General features: G+C 63.6%; 22 protein-coding genes. 7 read left to right on the top strand and 15 right to left on the bottom strand.

Annotation, left to right across the window (positions count from 1 at the left end):
- Position 1 precedes the first annotated feature (1 nt).
- From JEY66_RS15295 to JEY66_RS15285, 3 genes are read left to right on the top strand one after another with little or no spacing between them, the layout of a single operon-like run.
- Positions 2-739 (top strand): ABC transporter permease, encoded by a 738-nt coding sequence (locus tag JEY66_RS15295; protein ID WP_018272894.1) that lies wholly within the window; start codon positions 2-4, stop codon positions 737-739.
- Entirely contained in the window at positions 729-1,439 is a 711-nt protein-coding gene (locus tag JEY66_RS15290; RefSeq protein WP_018272895.1) for an ABC transporter ATP-binding protein, read from the top strand. Before JEY66_RS15295 ends, JEY66_RS15290 begins: the two co-directional genes overlap by 11 nt.
- Before the next feature lie 40 nt (positions 1,440-1,479).
- Positions 1,480-1,833, top strand: coding sequence for a hypothetical protein (locus tag JEY66_RS15285; RefSeq protein ID WP_018272896.1), 354 nt, complete (start codon positions 1,480-1,482; stop codon positions 1,831-1,833).
- Positions 1,834-1,838: 5 nt separating this feature from the next.
- Here JEY66_RS15285 and JEY66_RS15280 read toward each other — a convergent pair whose 3' ends face one another.
- From JEY66_RS15280 to JEY66_RS15265, 4 genes are all read right to left on the bottom strand, one after another.
- Entirely contained in the window at positions 1,839-2,075 is a 237-nt protein-coding gene (locus JEY66_RS15280) for a hypothetical protein (RefSeq protein ID WP_018272897.1), read from the bottom strand.
- Between the two features lie 117 nt (positions 2,076-2,192).
- Entirely contained in the window at positions 2,193-3,077 is an 885-nt protein-coding gene (locus JEY66_RS15275; protein ID WP_244620821.1) for a hypothetical protein, read from the bottom strand.
- A gap of 226 nt (positions 3,078-3,303) precedes the next feature.
- Positions 3,304-3,384 carry a pyrroloquinoline quinone precursor peptide PqqA gene (gene pqqA / locus JEY66_RS15270; RefSeq protein ID WP_009031067.1) on the bottom strand — a complete coding sequence of 27 codons (81 nt, stop codon included), beginning with the start codon at positions 3,382-3,384 and terminating at the stop codon, positions 3,304-3,306.
- Positions 3,385-3,718: 334 nt separating this feature from the next.
- On the bottom strand, positions 3,719-4,117 hold the full coding sequence (locus JEY66_RS15265) for an EF-hand domain-containing protein (RefSeq protein ID WP_026193097.1): 399 nt from the start codon (positions 4,115-4,117) through the stop codon (positions 3,719-3,721).
- A gap of 193 nt (positions 4,118-4,310) precedes the next feature.
- Between JEY66_RS15265 and JEY66_RS15260 the strand changes: the two genes are divergently transcribed.
- From JEY66_RS15260 to JEY66_RS15245, 4 genes are all read left to right on the top strand, one after another.
- The gene (locus tag JEY66_RS15260) at positions 4,311-4,556 is read left to right on the top strand and encodes a hypothetical protein (RefSeq protein ID WP_129965166.1); all 246 of its coding nucleotides are present in this window, start codon (positions 4,311-4,313) and stop codon (positions 4,554-4,556) included.
- A 225-nt stretch (positions 4,557-4,781) separates the two neighbouring features.
- On the top strand, positions 4,782-6,446 hold the full coding sequence (locus JEY66_RS15255; RefSeq protein WP_018272901.1) for a methanol/ethanol family PQQ-dependent dehydrogenase: 1,665 nt from the start codon (positions 4,782-4,784) through the stop codon (positions 6,444-6,446).
- Between the two features lie 76 nt (positions 6,447-6,522).
- Positions 6,523-6,810 carry a c-type cytochrome gene (locus tag JEY66_RS15250; protein ID WP_050999374.1) on the top strand — a complete coding sequence of 96 codons (288 nt, stop codon included), beginning with the start codon at positions 6,523-6,525 and terminating at the stop codon, positions 6,808-6,810.
- Entirely contained in the window at positions 6,807-7,745 is a 939-nt protein-coding gene (locus tag JEY66_RS15245; RefSeq protein ID WP_018272903.1) for a substrate-binding periplasmic protein, read from the top strand. The genes JEY66_RS15250 and JEY66_RS15245 overlap by 4 nt, the downstream gene beginning before the upstream one ends.
- 12 nt (positions 7,746-7,757) lie before the next feature.
- On the opposite strand, the gene JEY66_RS15240 is transcribed toward JEY66_RS15245, so the two are convergent.
- From JEY66_RS15240 to JEY66_RS15190, 11 genes are all read right to left on the bottom strand, one after another.
- Complete coding sequence (locus JEY66_RS15240; RefSeq protein WP_018272904.1) at positions 7,758-8,666, bottom strand: flagellin; 909 nt, start codon at positions 8,664-8,666, stop codon at positions 7,758-7,760.
- 16 nt (positions 8,667-8,682) lie between these two features.
- Positions 8,683-10,458 (bottom strand): flagellar hook-associated protein FlgK, encoded by a 1,776-nt coding sequence (gene flgK / locus JEY66_RS15235; protein WP_018272905.1) that lies wholly within the window; start codon positions 10,456-10,458, stop codon positions 8,683-8,685.
- A 27-nt stretch (positions 10,459-10,485) separates the two neighbouring features.
- A complete protein-coding gene (locus JEY66_RS15230; RefSeq protein WP_018272906.1) occupies positions 10,486-10,941 on the bottom strand; it encodes a hypothetical protein in 456 nt (151 codons plus the stop codon).
- A 19-nt stretch (positions 10,942-10,960) separates the two neighbouring features.
- Complete coding sequence (locus tag JEY66_RS15225) at positions 10,961-11,215, bottom strand: hypothetical protein (RefSeq protein ID WP_018272907.1); 255 nt, start codon at positions 11,213-11,215, stop codon at positions 10,961-10,963.
- A complete protein-coding gene (flgE, locus tag JEY66_RS15220; RefSeq protein WP_018272908.1) occupies positions 11,212-12,483 on the bottom strand; it encodes a flagellar hook protein FlgE in 1,272 nt (423 codons plus the stop codon). Before flgE ends, JEY66_RS15225 begins: the two co-directional genes overlap by 4 nt.
- A gap of 19 nt (positions 12,484-12,502) precedes the next feature.
- Entirely contained in the window at positions 12,503-13,162 is a 660-nt protein-coding gene (locus JEY66_RS15215) for a flagellar hook assembly protein FlgD (protein WP_026193098.1), read from the bottom strand.
- 237 nt (positions 13,163-13,399) lie between these two features.
- Positions 13,400-13,849 carry a hypothetical protein gene (locus JEY66_RS45305; RefSeq protein ID WP_018272910.1) on the bottom strand — a complete coding sequence of 150 codons (450 nt, stop codon included), beginning with the start codon at positions 13,847-13,849 and terminating at the stop codon, positions 13,400-13,402.
- Between the two features lie 161 nt (positions 13,850-14,010).
- Positions 14,011-14,454, bottom strand: a complete 444-nt coding sequence (locus JEY66_RS15205) for a flagellar export chaperone FliS (protein ID WP_016844632.1) — start codon at positions 14,452-14,454, stop codon at positions 14,011-14,013.
- On the bottom strand, positions 14,454-16,151 hold the full coding sequence (fliD, locus tag JEY66_RS15200) for a flagellar filament capping protein FliD (RefSeq protein ID WP_026193099.1): 1,698 nt from the start codon (positions 16,149-16,151) through the stop codon (positions 14,454-14,456). The genes JEY66_RS15205 and fliD overlap by 1 nt, the downstream gene beginning before the upstream one ends.
- 63 nt (positions 16,152-16,214) lie before the next feature.
- A complete protein-coding gene (locus JEY66_RS15195) occupies positions 16,215-17,039 on the bottom strand; it encodes a flagellin (protein ID WP_016844634.1) in 825 nt (274 codons plus the stop codon).
- A 140-nt stretch (positions 17,040-17,179) separates the two neighbouring features.
- Positions 17,180-17,881, bottom strand: coding sequence for an RNA polymerase sigma factor (locus tag JEY66_RS15190; RefSeq protein WP_018272912.1), 702 nt, complete (start codon positions 17,879-17,881; stop codon positions 17,180-17,182).
- Positions 17,882-18,480: the final 599 nt, after the last annotated feature.

Below are 18,480 nucleotides of genomic sequence, written 5' to 3'. Positions count from 1 at the left end.
GGTGCTGCGTCTCCTCTCATTCGCGCTGTTCATCGCGACCTGGTGGATTGCCTCGCTGCTGATCGGCGATGCGAAGCTGCCGGCGCCGCCTGCAGTGCTGTCGGTGCTCGTCGCCGAAGCCCGATCGGGCGCGCTGTTCGTCAATCTCGGCGCGACGTTGGCGCGCGTCGCGCTGGCCTTCACCCTTGCCATGGCGCTCGGCTCGGCGATCGGCTATTTGATGGGCCGTGTCTCGCTTGCCAATCGCCTTGGCGATCCCTGGCTGATCCTGCTGCTCAATTTGCCCGCGCTCGTCGTCATCGTGCTCGCTTACATCTGGGCCGGGCTGACCGAGGTCGCGGCAATCGCAGCCATCGCCATCAACAAGCTGCCGACCGCCGTCGTCACCCTGCGCGAGGGCGCCCGCGCGCTCGACCCTGCGCTCGACGAAATGGCGGCGGCGTTTTCTTTTCCGCGCGGCCGCGCCTTCCGTGATGTGATCCTGCCGCAGCTTGCGCCCTACATCGCGGCCGCTGCGCGCTCCGGGCTCTCGCTGGTCTGGAAGATCGTGCTGGTCGCTGAATATCTCGGCCGGCCGAACGGCGTCGGCTTCGAGATCGGCGTCGCCTTCCAGCTGTTCGACATCCCCTTGCTGCTCGCCTATTCGCTGAGCTTTGCGGGTGTCGTGCTCGTCATCGAAACCCTGCTGGTGCAGCCGTTTGAAACCAGGCTAACGCGGTGGCGGCTCCGTGCAGCTTGAGGTCAATATCACCGGCAAGAGTTTTGAGAGCGCGGCCGGGAAGCGGCACGACGTGCTCGACAACGTCACCTTCACCTTGAACGCCGGCGAGGTCGGCGTGCTGTTCGGCCCGTCAGGCTGCGGCAAGAGCACCCTGCTCCGGATCCTCGCCGGGCTCGACGCCAACTACCAGGGCCGTGTCACGCGATCGCCGGGCATGCGCCTTGGCATGGTCTTCCAGGAGCCGCGGCTGTTGCCCTGGCGCACGGTCGAGGAGAATGTGCGGCTGGCCGCGCCGCATGTCGGCGACAGCACGCTCTCTGCGCTGTTCGAGGTGCTCGAACTGGGCGCGCACCGCAACCATTTTCCCGCGGAGCTGTCGCTCGGCCTCGCCCGCCGGGTCGCGCTGGCCCGCGCCTTCGCCATCGAGCCCGATTTCCTGATTCTCGATGAGCCGCTGGCCTCGCTCGACAATGCACTCGCGGGGCGGCTGCGCGACCAGGTCGCGACGCTGGTGGCCAGCCGGAAAATGATGACCCTGCTCGTCACCCACGATCTCGACGACGCGGTCCGCCTCGGCGATCGCCTGTTCTTCCTGTCGCCGCGGCCGGCCCGAATCCTCCACGTCGAGACCATCGCCGCACCGCGCGCGACGCGCAGCGAGCCCGAGATCGACGAAATCAAGCGGCAACTCTCACAGTTGGACCTTGCAAATATGTGAGACGCCGTCATCCTTGGACGAAACATAAGGGAGAGGCTGGATGTCGCGCGCGTTGATCGCTGTTGGTGTTGCGTTGCTTGTGCTGCCGGCGACAGTGCTCGCCCAAAGCAAGGGCAAAGGCATTCGGCTGTGGAATCTGACCAGCGCCACGATTTCGAGCTTTGAGTTGTCGCCGGCAGGCAAGAACGCGTGGGGCCCCAACCAGACGCTCAACGACAAGGACAAGGAAGTCGACCACGACGAGCGGCTGCGCATCACCGGCGTCGAACCCGGTCGCTACGACGCCAAGGTCGGCTACAGCGGCGCCAGGCAGTGCTTCGTTCGCGACATCGAGATCAAGGCCGACGCCGTGTTTTCGGTATCCGACAAGGACCTGAAGGACTGCAACAAATAGGAAGGCTAACCCGCCGGCGGCTCGCCGCCCGCGCCGGCCCGATCGTTGCTGTGCGGATATTCACAACGCCAGCGCACCGCGGTCCATTTCGGATGTTCGCCGACCCATTGCGCGATGTAAGGCGGCGCGGCCATGACGCATTGCTGTAGCGAGCCGTTCCAGTTGAACACCAGATGCTGCTCCTCGCAGGTGGCGGGCGACAGCACGGCACATACAGTGACGATCAGATCAATCGGGTTCATGCGCGATCCCCAAGCGTGCTCATGCAATAGATAACACGACGAAATACGTAATCAGCCAAGTCCGGGTTTCACAGCCCCGTGAAAAGTTGCGGAACCCGGCCCCAGAGGCTTCACGCGCTAGAAGTTCAAACCGTACACCAGCCGCGCCTGATGGCGCTCGAAATTGACCAGATCGAGGGCAGCGTTGCTCCCGGCCCGCTGCCCCCAGGCCTGGACGCTCCAGGTCGCGGTCAGCCGTGAACGTTCGGAGAGCTGGAAATAGGCGGTGGGCCCGATGAACAGCGCCTGCCCTGACAATTCATCCAGGCCGATTCCCTCATACTTCCTGAAATAGCGCGCTTCGCCGCCGATCAGGATATCCGGCTTCACCCTGGCCATCAGGCCGAATGCGGCACCGATGGTTGCATCCTGATCCGCAGCGCCGGTGCGCGGCGTGCGCGTCCATTCCGGCTCATAGCTCAGGTTAAGGGCCGCGATGAGAAAATTCGGGATCACCTCGCGGTCGAACGCGACCGTGAGTTCGGTGCCATAGCTACGGACGGCGGCGGCCGTCGTCTCGTCGACGCGATCGGCACGCGTCTCCAGTGCGACCGTCATGCCAAAGGGCGCCGCCTCGCGGTTCAGAAAGCGATAGCGGAAATCGACCGAGACGCTCTGCCACGACAGCTGGCGCCGATCGTCAAGACCGGGAACGCGGCCGATGTCGTATGCGCTGAATGACGTTCCGAGCTCGACGCGAAAATTCGGCGCGGGCACGAGCTCGAGCTCCATTTCCTGATTGAGCGTGCGATACCGGCCGCCGTCCTTGGCGAAGCGCCCGGTGGTCTGGCTCTGGAATTCACGCTCGCCGACATTGCCCACGTCGGAGCCGATCATGAAGCCGAAAATGTGCTCGGTATCAAAGTCCTCGGCATAGGCGCGAGGCGGCAGCACCGCCGCGATGCCGGCAATCGACGCGCACAGCATCCCTATCCAGCGCCCGGTCCTGATCTTTGGATTCATCGTCCCCGCACCACCGCCTCCGGCCACACTGTAGGACAAAGCAGCAAGGCCCGCCAATCGCGCAGGTGGTGTCGGCCCCAAGGTCTTGTGGGAAGGGTATGAGGGAAGCTGTCCGAGCGGCCGCATCAGGGCCCGCGAAAGACACTTTCCACAAGAGACGCCTGCCCGGCTCGATGCAGCGCGCTGCACGAACCGGGCAGGCTGTCTCGCGTTACTTGTCTTAAGATTACTTGCGCGCTGCGCAGGCGTACATGTTGATTTCCATGCCCACCGGCACTTCAACGATCTTCGGTGTTTTCCAGGCCATTTCCTTCTCCCAAGTCATAAGTTGGCGCAAGCCTCGCGCCGCGCGGCAAGCTAGGGCTGCCTTTTCCAGGGCGCAAGCCGGCCGGGTAAGGACCCGACTTCGCTGCTGGACATGCCGAAGCGGACGACGGCTCGCTGACATCTGCCCGGCATTGGGAACTCCGACACTGATCTGTCGGGCATTTTCCGGCTGCCGGGCGGCGACGCGCGGGTAAGGAGACCCGATTCATCCAGCCGCGTCTTGCCCAAGAGCGAAATCGCAGCTTTTTTTGTTATGCGCGGAATCCTGCGTCAATATACGGCAATCCGCCCGGCAAAGTTCGCCGGCTGGCAACCTATTTGAGCAGGCGCAGCAGGGCCCGGCCGGCACGCGACTTCAACTCTTTCGCATCCAGCGTTCCGTCATTGTCGGGATCGGCGGCCTTGAAGCGCTGCTCGACGACCGCAAGGTATTCGTCGAGCGTCAGGGTGCCGTCGTGATCCGGATCGGCGGCGGCCAGTTCTTTCGCGGTCAGCCGTCCGCGCAATTCGCGCGCGTCGAGCGTGCCGTCATGGTCGGGATCGAGCTTCGCGAACAGATTGGCGGCAGCCTTCTTGGCTTCGGCGAGATCGACCGTACCGTCATTGTCAGGATCGAGCATCTTCAGCGCGCCCTTGCGGCCGGATGCCGCCAGGGCGGGCGCCGACAGGACGGCCATGGCCAAAGTCAGAGCAAGCGATCGGCGCGAAATCATCATTCATCTCCCTTGCGTGCCGCTCCGGCGACGGGGCGAAGCGCGCCATGAAAGGCGCATCATAACAGCCTCGGCGAATCTTTGACAGCTGGCGCAACCAGTGAGCCCTCGTCGGCTTTCGGGTGGAAAGGGACCTCCCGACCGGTCACCTGTGGAGCTCCGACGTATCGCACCAGGATGATCGAGGTGAGCCATGAGCGACATTTGCAGGAGTGCGTTGGGCTGTCTGGTCGTGCTCGGTCTGATCGCGCCTGCGTCCGCGCAGACCCGGCACCCTGCCCCATCGGCGGAGGCGGTCCAGCAGCGCGTGCTCACCGGCAAGGAGCGGCTCGGCCGCAAATGGACCGACGAGCAGCGTATCGATAATTGCAATGTGCCGCCGGACAAGCGGGGCGCGAAACCGCGGCCGAGTGTCTGTCCCCCTACGCCGTCCAGCTGACCGTTCGCGCTGCGGCATAACGGCGGGCTGCGCTGGTGTAGCGTATTCCACGCGACGGTAAGCCACGGACCGTTTGCCAAAAACCTGACGCTATCGACCGGCCTCGCGCGGTTAGCGGGCGCTCGTTCACGTTTTCGTATTGACCCGTTTTGGTTTCAGGCGGATGGTTCCGTCCGCAACGTCAGGAATAGGCGTGCAGAAAAAAGGTTTCATTGGGAGGATAGGATGAGACGCATTGCGCTGGCCGCAAGCCTCGTGATTCTTGCATCGTATGGTGCAAGCGCCCAGACCAACGAGCAGTTGGTCAAGGGGGCGACTGATACTTCGAACGTTCTCAATTACGGCATGGGTTACAATCTTCAGCGCTTCTCGACGCTGAACCAGATCAACAAGGACACCGTCAAAAATCTGGTGCCGGTCTGGAATTACAGTTTGAACGACGACCGCAGCGAGGAATCGCAGCCGCTCGTCTACCAGGGTGTCATTTACGTCACCACGCACAACGCCACGATCGCGATCGACGCCAAATCCGGCAAGCAGATCTGGAAGACCAAGGTCGAGTATCCCGCCGAGACGCCGCGTATCGTTTGCTGCGGCATCATCAATCGCGGTGCCGCGCTGTATGACGGCAAGGTGTTCCGCACCACGCTCGACGCCAACGTGATCGCGCTCGATGCCAAGACCGGCAAGGAGCTGTGGCGCCAGAAGGCTGCGGACATCAAGGAAGGCTACTCGATGACGGTGGCCCCGCTGGTCGCCGACGGCGTCGTGATCACCGGCATCTCGGGCGCCGAATTCGGCACCCGCGGCTTCATCGATGGCTGGGATCCGGCAACCGGCAAAAAGCTCTGGCGGACCTACTCGATCCCGACCCCGGACGAACCTGGTGGCGACACCTGGAAGGGCGACACCTGGAAGCTCGGCGGCGGATCGACCTGGATCACCGGCTCCTACGATCCCGAACTGAACACGGTGTATTGGGGCATCGGCAATCCCGGACCGTTCAATTCGGCGGTGCGCCCCGGCGACAACCTCTACACCTGCTCGGTGCTGGCGCTAGATCCGAAGACCGGCAAGATCAAGTGGCACTACCAGTTCTCGCCGAACAATCCGTTCGACTACGACTCGGTGGCCGAGATGGTGCTCGCCGACATGAACGTCGAGGGCAAACCAACCAAGGTGCTGATGGACGCCAACCGCAACGGCTTCTTCTACGTGCTCGATCGCACCAACGGAAAGCTGCTCGCGGCCAATCCTTATGTGAACGTCAACTGGGCCACCGGCATCGACATGAAGACCGGACGGCCGATCGAGACCGACATCACCAAGGATGCGCGTGAAGGCAAGAAGGTCACGGTCTACCCGTCGATCCTCGGCGGCAAGAACTGGGAGCCGATGTCGTTCAATCCGCAGACCGGCCTCGCCTACGCCAACACGCTCGCCTTCGGCGGCAAGTACAAGGCCGAGCCGGTGACGTTCAAGCAGGGCGAATGGTATCTCGGCATGGATCTCACCGATCCCTGGGAATGGGGCACCGGACCGCGCGGCCACCTGAAGGCGATCGATCCGATGACCGGCAAGGCGAAGTGGGAAGCGCCGAGCGACATTCCGCGCTTCTCCGGCGTGCTCTCCACCGGCGGCGGCGTGGTGTTCTCCGGTCAGCTGACCGGCGAATTCGAGGCGTTCGATGCCGATACCGGCAAGAAGCTCTGGCAGTTCCAGACCGGCTCGGGCATCGAGGGACAACCCGTCACCTGGCAGCAGGACGGCGTGCAGTATGTCGCCGTCACCTCGGGCTATGGCGGCGTCTATTCGCTGTTCTCGGGCGACGAGCGGCTTGCCAAGGTCCCACCCGGCGGCTCGCTGTGGGTTTTCGCGGTCAAGAACTGAGCGCGGAGCACACGTGACTGAACGAGTAACCCTGTTGACGGCGGCGATCTTCGCCGCCGTCGCGACGGCCTTGATCATGTTGATCCCGGCCGCCGCACAGCAAACCACCGCAATCGACCTTCAGGGTCAGGCCGACCAGGGCAAGGTCACCTACGCCAAGAACTGCTCGCATTGCCATGGGCCCAACATGGTCAATTCCGGCACCATCACGCCGGACTTGCGCGCGTTTCCCGACGACAAGACCCGCTTCGTGACCACCGTGAAGCAAGGCAAGAACGGCAAGATGCCGCCCTGGGTCGACATCCTGAACGAGCAGGAGATCGCCGACGTCTGGGCCTTCGTGTCGAGCCGGAGGACCCCATGAGGGCCCTGCTTGCGGGCGCCGCGACGGCCCTGCTTCTTGCCATGCCGGCGGCAGCGCACGCCGCCGACGACCCGCTCAAGGTATGCCTCGACGAGGATCTGCCGCCGCTGTCGGCGCATCATCGCGGCAAGCCCGATGCCGGCTTCGACGTCGCGCTCGCGCAGGCGATTGCCGAGCGGCTCGGACGGCCGCTCAGGATCCAGTGGTTCGAGAGCAAGCTCGACGAAGATTCGAGCCCCGCGCTCGAAGCCAACGCGCTGCTGTCGGACGGGCGCTGCTCGCTGGTCGGCGGCTACGCCCTCACCATGGACTCGCTGAAGGCGCCCGGCGTCACGACGGCCAAGCTGCCGGACTTCGACGGCGCCACCCGCGAGGATCGCCGCCGGCGGATCCCGATCGGGGTGCTGGCGCCAAGCCAGCCCTACATCTATTCGCCGATGACCGTCGTCCTCGGTCCCAAGGCCAAGGACAAGATCAAGGAGCGCAAGATCACCGATATCGGCGATCTCGCCGGGCTTCGCCTGACGATCGAAAGCGGCACGCTGGGCGATGCCATCCTGATGACCTTCGATAAGGGAAAGCTGATCGACGACATCACGCACCTCGTTCCGGGGCGCAGCGATCTGTTGGGCGAACTGGAACGCGGCGAATTCGACGCCACGCTGCTCGACCTGCGCCGCTTCGACGCCTACCGCGCTGAACATCCCGACACCAGGATCACGGCCTCGGGCTACTATTATCCGATCGGCGCCAACCGCGGCTACGTTGCGCTCGAAACCGACAAGGCGCTGCTGGAATCCGTCAACAAGGCTCTCACCGATCTGCAGGCCAAGGGCACCATCGCGGAGCTCGGCAAGGCCGCCGGCCTCACCTGGCTTCCGCCGCGCGAGCCGATCATCCTCGGCGATGTCTGGCTGAAAATCCTGAACCGGTGATACTGGCGATAGCTATCGCAAATAGCTCGCCAGATTCATGCTCTGGATCTTGGAGATCGCCGAATAGGACGCCGTCAGCTGCGCCTGATAGGTCGAAAGCTGCGCCGTCACGGCCGCGACGTCGACGCTGGTGAGGTCCGTCGACAGCGTTTTCGCAAAATTCTGATAATCGCTCTGGTTCGTGCTGGCGGTCTCGATCTGCGACGCCGCGGTTGACAGCTTTGCCTGCACGGTGGAGGTGGCATCCAGCGCATCGCTGGCGAGGTCGAGGGCCTGCGAGACATCGCTCGACGACAAATTCGAGCTGTTGCCGACGAATTTCAAGAGCCGCATCACCTGCTCGAACGCCGGATTGTCGGCGGTGATGCCGTAGGAGATCGACTGGCTGTCCGACACACGCACGGACGCGATCTCGCTGTCGCCCTTGTAGTAGCTGGTGTCTGATGTCGTCAGCGATCCGGTGCCCGTCCCAAAGCTCGACAGGTCCGCCGGCGCAGTGTCGGTGCGGGCGCCGCTGAAGACATATTCGCCGTCATACTGGGTGTCGAGCAGCCCCTGCATCTGCGCCATGGCCTGCTGGGCATAGTTGATCACCGATGCCGTCGCCGTGCTGCTGCCGGTGGTGGCCGCGCTGAGCTGGGTCCGCAGCTGCGTGATGATGTCGGTCACCGAGCCGACCGCCGAATACATCACCTGCACCTTGTTGTCGGCGAGTTGGCTGGCGTCGATATAGGACTGCGCACGCGTCACCGAGACCTGCAGATTGATGACGCGCCCGGCGCCGGAACCGTAGCCGCCGAAATCCTCGGATTGCAGCCCGGAGGACTCCTGCACCTGCTCGTTGGCCATCACCGCCTGCACCCGCAGCGCGCTCGATATCATCTGGTCCGACTGCGCGAAGGTGGCAACACGCATCATCATGACGACGGCCTCGGGTTCAGCTTGCGCTCATCGCGGTCATCAGCGCCGAGAACATGGCGTTGATGGCCGTAATGATCTGGGAGGCGGCAGCGTATTTGTTCTGCAACGCACTCAGATTTGCGCTCTCCTGGTCAATGTTGACGCCGGACTGCGACGACAGCGAATTCGCATAGGTCGACTGCGCCGTCTGCTTGGCGGTATAGGCCGCCGACGCCTGGGTCGCCTTGCCGGCGACGTTGGCGACGATGGCGGCCGCGTAGTCCGTGAAAGAACAGGTGGTCGCGCCGAGACCGCCGGCCATGCCGAAATCGGTCGACCCCGTCAGCGCGCTCGAGAGCGCGTTCACCACCGTCGCCGAGCCCGGCGACAGCACCGAGTTTCCGGCTGTCAGCGTCGACGACGCATCGAGCGTCGCCGTCGGCAGCGCCGCCGTCCCGTTCAGAATGTCGCTGCGAACGGCGATGTCGGACGCGCCGGTTCCGGTGATCAGGTCGTTGAACCCGAAGTAATCCGAAAAACCGTCACCAGAACTGCCGACCGAGCTCGTCATCTCGTTGATCGCAACGCCGTTGCCGGATGTGGTCGCCGAGATCGACAAGTGTCCGTTGGCATCGACCGAAGCTGACAGCCCCGAGATACCGTTGATCGCAGCGGCGAGATCACCGACCGTGGCGTAAGATGACAGATCGAGGTCTTGGTACGACACCAGGTTGCCGCTCTTGTCGGCAACCGCGATGCGTACCGTGCCGGTCGCCGAGAACGGCGTCGTACTGCTCACGGTGCCGGTTCCGGTCAGGCTCGCCGGCGGCGGCACCGACGTGCCTTGGTTCGATACCGCGTTGACGGTCGCGGTCAGTTGCCGGGCAAGCTCGTCGAGTTGCGACTGCGCCGCTGGCAGCGTCTGGTCGCGCAGCGTGATCAGTGCGCTGACCTTGCCCGAGGAGATCTGCGAGGTGATATCGACCCCGTTGACGGTGATACCGCTGAACCCGCTTGACGATCCCGCGCTATACGTCGTGGACGCCGTGACGCTGGGTAGCGCCGTGTAGCTCAGCGGATGCGCCGTGCTATCGACCAGCGCCTGCCCCGATCCGGTATAGACCTGCAAATCGCCGGTCGATGTGGTGAAGTAGCTCACATTCATCATCGACGCGAGATCCTGCAGCGCGCTGTTGCGCTGGTCCTCCAGATCGGCCGTCGACTGCCCGGCTGCCGCCTGCTGCTTGATCTGCTTGTTGAGGTCGGAGATCTGCTGCAGGTCGGAATTGATGTCGGTAACCGACGACGCGATGTCCTGGTCCGCATTGGAGCGCAGCGTCTGGATGCCGCTCGAGGTCTGCTGCAGCTGCGTCGTCACCGCCGCAAGCGCGCTGACGGCGTTCGATTGCAGCGACGCACTGCTCGGCGTGCTCGCCAGCGACGACAACGCCGACTCGAATGCCGCGATCGTGTTGGCCAGCGAGGTGCCCGTCGTCGAGCTGTCCGAGCTCGACGTGCTGCCATAAAGCTGCTGGAGCTCGGTCAGAAAGCTGTTGGTGGTGTCGGCGGCACCGAGATCGGAGTTGGCCCCGACCAGCGACTTCAGGAGCAGCTTGTCGACCGCGCTGCTGATCCCCGTGATCGTGACGCCGGTACCGACACCGGAAGTGACGCTGCTGCTCTGGTTGGCGGTCTTCTCGGTATAGCCCTTGGTGTCGGCATTGGAGATATTGGCCGAGGCCACGCTGATCTGCACCTGCGTGGCTGACAGCCCGCTGAATGCGATGCTTCGTGCAATATCGAGCGACGACACGGCCTACTCCCTTCGGCGGCGGCCCGATCAAGCCCGCACATTGGTGCCATAGGACATTGCGGGCGTAACGCGACGACCGCCGGCGCCATAAGGCGATACGTTGGCGATCTGCTCGCGAATCGCCTGCATGATCGCCTCGATCCTGCGATTGCTGGCATCGATCGCCGCGCGCAGGCGCATCACGTTCTCGTCCATCGCCATGCGCAGCTTCAGGATCCGGTCCATCAGCTGCTCGCGCAGCACGCGGTCCTGGACGTTGAGATTTGCCGTCTTGCCGACCGCCTCCGCCACACATTGCTCGAACAGGGTGGCAAGGCGGTGCTTCTCGTCGACCTGCTTCAGCCGCGAGGCCAGCAAGCCCTTGGCGAGCTCGACATTCTCCTCGTTCACGATCGCGATCAGGTTGTCGATCAGCGCGATCAACGACCTTGCGCGCTGGTCATTGCCCGCGGGATTGATCTTGATGTTGCGTTCCGGTGTCATGCCATCGCTCCCGTTCAAGCTAGTGTCCGCGACGCAGGGCGCGAACCGATTGTGCACTGCGCCCATACGCGGTGATTGCCGTTACCCGGACCGCGGCCCGGTTGAGTTCATGGTCGAGCCGCGCGCATTCGCGCATCAGCTGGTCCCGCAAGGTTCCGACATCGTCGAGCAACGCTCGGAGCTGCGTCCGGTCGTTCGGCCGGACCGAGGCGGCCCTCGCCTGCAGCCGCTGAAGCCTGACCAGCAAGCGGTCATTCCGCTTCTGGGTCATCATCGCGACACCGCCGAGATCAGCGTATCGAACATCTTGTCGACGGTGGTGATCACCTGCGACGCCGCCGAGTAGGCCTGCTGCGCCGAGATCATGTTGGAGAACTGGCCGCTGGTGTCGGTGGTGCTCGACTCCAGTTCGCTGCCGTAGATCGTGCCGGCGCCGTTGGTGCCCGAGGTCTGCAGCGTGGCGTTGCCGGAGGCGGCCGTCGCGGAGTACATGCCGTCGCTGGCCGCGCTCAATCCGTTGGGATCGCTGAAGGTCGCGACCGCAATCTTGTAGATCGCAATGGTCTGCCCGTTGGAGTAGGTGGCGTCGACCACACCTCCCTTGCCGATCGAAATGCTGCTCAGCTTGCCATAGGGCAGACCGTCCGACGTGATGCTCGTGAGATCGACGGCCGGCGTGGTCTCGCCTGACGAATACTGCGTGAGGCCATCGGTCTTGCCGGCCGTACCGAGATTGAGCGTAATGGAGCTGTCGGCCGCGCCATCTGTCCAACCGGTCACCGCGATGGTCGGCGGGCTCGGCACCGTCGATTTGAGTGAACCATCGCTATTGAAGGTGATCGCCACCGTATCGGTGATCGCGCCGGCGCTGGCCGTCGTGGAGTCCGATGCGAGCTTGGGCTGCTCGAAGCTGGCTTTCCAGGTGTTGTCACCGGTCTTTTCCCAATCGATCTGGATCGTACTCGCCGTGCCCAGCGAATCGTAGACCGTCATCGAGCTATTGAAGGTCGCACCGACGGCGGCATCGGCCGGCAGGTTCGCCGCGACCGTGGTCTTGGTGGTGGCGCTGCCGCTGGTGGACGCCACCTGCGTGTTGATCGGCCCGAGGCTCGCGGGGGAGGCATTGCCGATGATGTTGCCGTCAGCGTCGGTGCGCCAGCCCTCGAGGTAGTTGCCGTTGTTGACGAGGTAGCCCAGATTGTCGGTGGTGAACGCGCCGTTGCGCGTATAGGAGGTGGTGCCGCCGGACGTCGCGTTGGTGGTGACGAAAAAGCCGCTGCCCTGGATCGCGACGTCGGTGGCGTTGGTGGTCGCGGACAGCAATCCCTGCTGGGTGATGTTGGCGCGGCCGGACACCGTGACGCCGCCGGACGTGTATGAGGTGGCGCTGTTCGACGCAGTCACCAGATCCTGGAACATCGCCGACGTGGTCTTGTAGCCCGTGGTGTCGGCGTTGGAAATGTTGTCGGAAATCATTGCCAGCGACTGGCTCTGCGCATTGAGCGCCGAGATCGCCGAGGAAAGAGCACCCGTGAGACTCATGATAAAACTCCGGTACCAATCAGGACGTGACGCCGATGATGTTGGCGGCGCTGACGGGAACGCCGTTCACGAGCAGCGAGGGCGTCGAGCCGGAGGCATCGATGCCAGTCACCGTTCCCGTCATCGTGGTGTAGCTGAGCAGCGAGTTTCCGGCGGAGTCGGTCGCGGTCACCTGAATCGTGTACTGGCCGCCGTCCTTGAGCTGGGTGCCGTCGGAGGTCTGGCCGTTCCAGGTGAAGGTGTTGGAACCGGCGTTTCCGGTCCCCTTGCCGCTCCACACCGTGTTGCCCGAGGAATCCTGGATCGTGATCGCGACGTTCGACGCGGCCGAGGTGAGCGAGTAGCCGAACGTCGCCGAGCCATTGGTCAGCTCCGCCGTGTTCGTCTTCGCCTCGACGGTGTGGCCGATATAGTTGACCGAGTTGAGCGTCACGAGGCTCGAGAACGAGCTCGCCAGCGACGTCATGCTGGCGTTGGTCGACTGCTGCTCGGTGAAGTTGGCGTAGGAGGTGAGCTGGTTGATGAAGTCGGTCGTGCTGGTGGCGTTCAGCGGATCCTGGTTTTGCAACTCGCTGACGAGAAGGTTGAGGAAATCGGTCGAGCTCATCCCCATCGACGCGCTCGACGACGAGCTCGACATGGCGGAGGTTGCAGCAGAGGTTGCCGAGGAAACGGTCATGACAAGGCTCTCTTCGCCGCGGGATGCGCGACGGAACGCGGTGGGACATTGGGGTCGTGATGTCGTTCGCAGATAAAACGGATGACGCGCCGATTTCAGGCGCGGATTCATCCGCCCGGAATCACGTGATGAAGCGGCAGAATTTGCCGTGTCCGTTGCGGGCTCATGGCTCGCAGGCGTGCGCAAGCATCTCGCCGCGAAAACACGCGAACAGCCGCAACGGCAATGCGGAGCGTTTTAGAGCGAGAGGCTGATCGGCAGATCCGGCTCGCCGAGCATCAATGCCGGCGGTGTCAATGCGGGCAACAGGCAGAGGGCCAGCAGCAGCGCCGGCAGCACCTTGCCTTGCTGTGCGGATCGGCCCGGTGCTTGTGCATCGTTCGGCTGATCGTCAGCCGGGGCCGGCCCCGAAGCGGGCTTCTGTGGCAATTTCGCCGCTGCGGTCACGATGCGGTCGGCAAGGCCCTTGGGTGCGCGAACCGGTGGCGCCGCGAGTGCGCGGCGTACCGCGCTCGCCTCCTCGTAGAGCGTCCGCGCCTCAGCCGAGGATGCAAGGAGCTGGACGGCGGCAACACGCTGATCATCGGGCCAGCGGGACAGATCCTCCCCCAGCCGGTCGATCAGGTCTTCGAATGTCGCAACATCCATCGCGCGCGCAGAATCCAGCCTCGTCGCCAAGGCTGTCATAAAGCATTCGCGGGACGGCGGAAATCAATTTCCGCCGCTGTCGCGTCAGGTCCAGCATGGTGCTCGCCGGGCGGCTATTTTTTCCCCAACCAGGCGCCCACCCAGGGTCTCAGCTACACCGGCGAAACGCCCTCGGCGGGTGATTCGCTGCCTCTCGGGGCTCAGCGGCCCGCGGCTGATTCGAGCGTCTTGTCGAGTGCCCTCGCCTTGGCGGCCTTGCCGGCGGTCGCCTCGACGAACTTCCAGGCGTCGCGCAATTCCGCCAGGCTCGCGATGATGCGCCGAAAATTCTCCCTGGCCTGCGGCCGGCCATAAGAGCGCAGGCACGCCATGATCAGGGCGTTATAGGTGCGGTAGAGACGATCGGCCATCGCGCCGCCGCGGGTGAAATCGAGATTGTGGCTCAGCCCGCGCAGGATCGCGGTCGCCCGCGTCAGATAGATGTGCCCTTCCTCGAAGCGCTTCGCCTCGTGCGCTTCCAGCGCCTTCTGCAACAGCGTGATCGCACCGTCGCACAGCATCACCACCGCCTTCAGCGGCGGCACCGCCACCGCGGCGGATCGATAGGCATTGTTGGCGTGGTAGGCGGTCGCGTTCTGGGTCATTAGTTACTCGATGATGCGTCTAGGAGTGCTTTCAGGTAGCCCAGCGTGTTGTTCGCGCTTTCGATGGCCGCCTGGTAGTTGGCGTATTGAACCTGCAGCTGAGCCTTGAATGTGGCCGCATTGCTCTGAATGTCGCTGACCTGGGACTGCAGGTCGGTGTCGCGCGACTGCAGATTCGTGATCAACGTCTGCAGCTGACCGCTGGTGCCGGAACTGCTATGCGCGAGCTGGTAGAGTTGCGTCGCCAAACCGGACGACGATGTCACCGTGATCGACTGCGAGGTCGAGCCCGTATAAGTAAAGGCCATCCCGGCGTAGATCGTGCCCGAATTGCCGATGATCGTGTTGCCGACCACCGAAAAGCCGGAGCTGTCGCCGCCGACCGAGGCTCCGGTCAGCGTACCGGTGGAGTCCACCGTGAGGTCGAGCGTGAAGGATTGCGGCGATGTGCCGGTATTGACCACGCTGAGCTGGCTGGACGAAGTGGTGGTCTGCGCCGACAGCAGCTGGGTGACGCCGGCGAGATTCTGCGTCAACACCGTCGACAGCGTGCCGGTATCGAGCTGGAGCTCGTTGTTCTCGTTGAAGGACAGGCCGAGATCGGCCATCGTCATGCCGCCGACCGTCCCGCTGAGCACCTGCTGCAGCTGGGTCATGATATCGCGCATCGTGCTGTCGCCGAACAGCACCGCGCTTGACGCGGCCGTCCCGTCGGAATTCTGCGCCGACTGCGCGATCACCTGGTCGCGAAATGCGTTGTAGTTGGTGACGAAGGTCTGCAGCGCGGACGTGATCTGGCTGGTGTCGGTCTCGATGCTGATGTTCAGGCTGGTGCCGCTCGGCGTCGGCTGCAGCAGGTCGAAAGTGACGCCGGACAGGACGTCGGAAACGTCGTTGGTGTTACGCGTGAGCGCGATGCCGTCGAGGGTGAATTCCGCGGACTGCGACTTCTGCAGCACGTCGGTGAACGCTCCGGACGTGTCGGTGACGCCGAGCCTGTTCAGGATGTCATCGCCCGACGTCGACGAATAGGTGATGTCAGCGGCGTCCTGCGTCCCTGTCAGCACCATCTCATAGGACCCGCTCGACACCTGGACGATCGAGGCCTGGACATTGGTGGTCGAGGTCTGGGCGTTGATGGTGTCGACGACATCCTGCATCGACATGCCGCTGGTGATCGAGATCGCCGTGCTGGTGCCGCCGGACAGGCCGAGCGAAAAAGTGCCGGAGAGGCCCAGCGCGGTCGAACTGCTCGACTGCGAAGAGCCGATCACCTTCTGCGCGGTCGCCAGCTGGGTGATCTGGAGCGTGTGATCGCCGGTCGCCGAGCCGCTGTTGACGCTCATGTTCAGCGCCGACGAGGCGCTGACGTCACCGGTGGACGAGATAGTCGCCGCCCGCGTGGCGAACGCGTTGGTGGCAATCGAATTGATGATCGAGGTGCTGAGCGACGACAACCCGCTTGCCAGCGTCGAAAGCTCGGTCTGCAGCGATTGATAGGCGGTGATCTTGGCCTGGTTCGCGGTGATCGTCGTGGTGATCGAGGTCGCCGCTGCGAGCTTGGCATTGACCTCGGCCTCGATCAGGGCATCCCAATCGATGCTGGTCGAATTGGTCGTGCCGGTCGTTGTCACCGTACTGGCAGAACTGGTCGACGTGGTGCCTGCTGTGCTCGAGGTGGCGCTGCTAACCGTCATGTCGACACTTCCGCCGCGATAGGAGTCGGGCCGGCATCATGCCGGCCCGACCGGTCTTTCGAATTAGCCGAGCAGCTTCAGCAGGTACTGCGGCATCTGGTTCGCCGCGGTTTCCGCCGAAACAGCGGCCTGCGTCTTCACCTCCGCCGAGGACAGCGTCGCCTGCTCGGAGGCGATATCGACGTCCTTGATCGCCGAGTTCGCCGATTGCAGGTTCTGGGTCTGGGTCGAGATCGAGTCAGCGCTGAAGTTGAAGCGGGATTCCTGAGCACCGATCTCGGCGCGTGCGGACGACACCTTGTCAATCGCGGTGTCGAGAGCCGACATCGCGCTGGTGGCGCTCGACAGGCTGGACACGTCGAGCGACGTCACGGACAGCGAAGAGGCCGTGAGGCTCGTCAGCGTGATCGTGATGGTGTCGGCCGAGGTCGATCCGACCAGCACCGAGACGCCCGACGAGAACACGCTCGAACCATCGAGCAAGCTCTGGCTGCTGTAGCGGGTCCCGCTGGCGATCGAGTCGATTTCGCCCTTGAGCTGCGTGAATTCCGAGTTGATGTAGGCGCGGCTGGAATCCGCCACGGTGCCCGAGGCGGACTCGGAAGCCAGCGACTTCATGCGGGCCAGGATGTCCGAGATGTTGGAGGCGCCGCCATCGGCGGTCTGCAGGATCGAGGTCGCCTGCGCCGCGTTGGTGGCGGCCTGCTGCAGCGTCGTGATGTCGGAAGAGATGCGGGTCGAGATCGCAAGGCCGGCCGCGTCGTCGGAAGCCGAGGTGATGCGCGAGCCGCTCGACAGCTTCGACAGCGCGCTGGTTTCCTGCTGCGAGTTGATGTTGAGGTAGCGGACCGCGGAGTTCGCGGCGGTGTTGGTGGAGATTGCCGGCATGAGTAGCTCCTGTGCTGATGGGGCATGGCATGCCGCATCGTGAAAAAGAGAGGTGACGCGGATCCAGCCCCCGTCCGCCCGATCAAACGGATCGGCCGCCGGTGGTCAGGCGCAAAATCTTCAGAAGCCGGAATTTATGGTTAGCAGTCGGTAAACGCGCCGCGCAGGTCGCGCTCGTGCCGCTTCAGCATCTCGCGCAGCTGCTGCCGTCCTCGCTTCAACAGCGACTCCACCGCGGCCACGGTCGTGTCCATGACCTCGGCGATCTCGCCGTTGCTCATGTTCTCGTGATAGGACAGGATCACCGCGACGCGCTGCTGCTCGGGCAGCCGCTGCATCGCGACCTCCAGCAGATTGCCGATCTCGTTGCGCTCGATCACGGCGGAGGCGTCGAGCTGGGTGTCGGCGACCTCGGGCACGACGTCGACATTCTCGGTGCGCGGCTTGCGGCGCAGATCGATGCAGCGGTTGCTGACGACGCGATAGAGCCAGGTCGAGAACTTGGCGCGGCCATGCTGCCAGCGGCCGCGATGCGTCCACACCTTCAGCATCGTGTCCTGCACGACGTCTTCGGCATCGGCGGCGTTGCCGACGATGCGCAGCGCGATCGCGTAGGCGCGATCGATATGACGTTCGACCAGAGCACGAAACGCCGTCTCGTCGCCGGCGGCGAGGCGGTCGAGCAATTCCTTGTCTTCGTCGTGGATCTCGACGGTGTCGAGCGGGCCCGCATCGGCAACGGTGGGGACGTTGCTCCACGGAGCAGCCGCTTCGGCCGGCGCAACCGCGGCCGGCGTGGCCTCCACCTCGGCCGGTGCCCTCATATCAAGCGCGTAACTCATCCGCCGCTCTCCAACCAACGCCGCTGGCACACATTCCATGCGGCTTCTGAGCGTTGAACGGAGAGGCCTCGCAAACCAGGCGAACTTTTTTCGTTATTTTTCAAATGCTTAGCTGGATGATTTTGCCGACCGCCCGGCAAAAGCTGCCGCTGCGCAGAGGCGCAGGGAAAAATTCGACGGAGTTTGGAGCAGTCGTTCGGCATCGCCTCGCATGTCCGCGGAAGAGATCGTCGCGTCGGAAAAACGCTGTTGTCACACCAACTAACGCCACGCGAACACATGCATGCGCGGAGCATGCGAGTGATTCATCGCCGTTGGTCGCCATCTTGCATTCGACGATTGCGACTAGGCAATCTTTTCCGAATCACTGTTTCGACGTTATCGGATTTTTTGAATCTGTCAGTCGCGAAGCGCGCGTTTTCGAATCCCGCATCAACTTTTTTGAACTGTCGCGCCTGATTTGTCTCATGCGCGCGTTCAACGCATGAGGACTGGCGGGAATTTTGCGCATGACGATCATGACGGTCGACGCGACGCGTCGAGCGCAGAATGTTTCTGCATGTTCATTCGATGTTTTCGATACATTTCTGTTGCGCGCC

This window comes from Bradyrhizobium elkanii USDA 76 (assembly GCF_023278185.1).
Taxonomy (GTDB): Bacteria; Pseudomonadota; Alphaproteobacteria; order Rhizobiales; family Xanthobacteraceae; genus Bradyrhizobium; species Bradyrhizobium elkanii.
The sequence above is the reverse complement of the archived record's forward strand: the minus strand, read 5'-3'. Positions and strand labels throughout refer to the sequence as shown.